General features: G+C 45.9%; 1 protein-coding gene and 1 pseudogene. One reads left to right on the forward strand and one right to left on the reverse strand.

The features are described from left to right. On the reverse strand, nt 1-283 hold a 283-nt coding region (locus AC1DWB_RS35545; protein WP_477545772.1), incomplete at its 3' end, for a hypothetical protein. Nucleotides 284-671: 388 nt separating this feature from the next. Here AC1DWB_RS35545 and AC1DWB_RS35550 point away from each other — a divergent pair. Further along, nucleotides 672-1233 (forward strand): annotated as a pseudogene (locus tag AC1DWB_RS35550) (hypothetical protein); the annotation flags it as partial.

Below are 1233 nucleotides of genomic sequence, written 5' to 3' on the forward strand. Positions count from 1 at the left end.
CCGTAATGGCTGTGCCGACCTGCTCACTACCGATAATGGTTACGGTGGCACCGATAAGAGGTACATGATTGGCTCCGTAGATCGTTCCTGTCACAGTACCGGTCTGAGGCTCCTCTACCAAGCCTTGTTCCAACCAAGCGGAGAACTGCTTCTGCGCCCGATGACCTCTTATGTCCGATTGTGATTGGGTAGTTTCGCCGAATACGATACTTTGCATCGAGAAAAGCATACAAAAGATCAATACAATCGAAATCCAATGTTTGATAATTCCCATCTGTCGCATATAATGCCTCCTCCTTATTTAACCGAACTTAATTGGGTCGTCAACCCTTCAAACTGGTCAATGCCATTCCTCAAATAATTGCTTGTGTGCAACTAAAATCAGGGCCGCTGCTTCGAACACTTCTTTGGGCAAGCTTGCCAGGGGAGAAATGAGCGGAATCACGATTATTGTAAACGCTTCCCATTTTTAGTAACCGTCCATTTTCAAGGTATCTCTCACCCGTTCATGCCCCCCTTCCAAACTTAACTCAAATCTACTTCTTTCTTCACATCTTCTATTGCATATTTATATGCTATTTCAATTTTACTTCTATAGTATTTACTTTTAAATGCATATTCTTATAATAAAGTATAGATGTTCTTTCATGAACGGCAGGAGGGGAAGCAGCATGKCGAAGCTTTGGCAAATCAGGTCGAAAGCGAAATATTATGTATATTGGAACAGAAAGAGCCAATTTTCCACAGAAACGGCCCAGTACGAGAAATGGTGCGCTTTTGCTGTGGAGGATGGGGAATTTGCTTATTGGATCGGGGATACAAGCGGAACTGCCGTTGCCGGGGATCTGGTGTTCTGTCCGCCCGGCGTCCTGTTTCGCCGGAAAGTGATCATACCGCTGTCGTTTCACTATTTTTACTTTGATTGGATACATGTCGATACAGGCGCTGTGGTGTTGGACGATGCGGAACTGGAGGGAAGCCTCTTCGGAAAAGCTTCCCTTACTGAAACAAATCGATTGAAATCGGCGTTCGCGTATTTGCGCTCCTTTAATCATACCGGGGCTCTCAATAATGTCTTGAGGTGGGTCGACCATTTGCTGGACGATCTGTTGTTTCTGCATGCTATGGAGCATCATCTGGTCCCGATGCATCTCGATCGGCCGACTTCGGATTCTTTGATGGATCAGGCCGCCTTATCGATCAAACGCCAAGCCTTCGCAGAAGTCAGCTTGC

Source organism: Paenibacillus sp. P4_E11 (assembly GCF_056401635.1).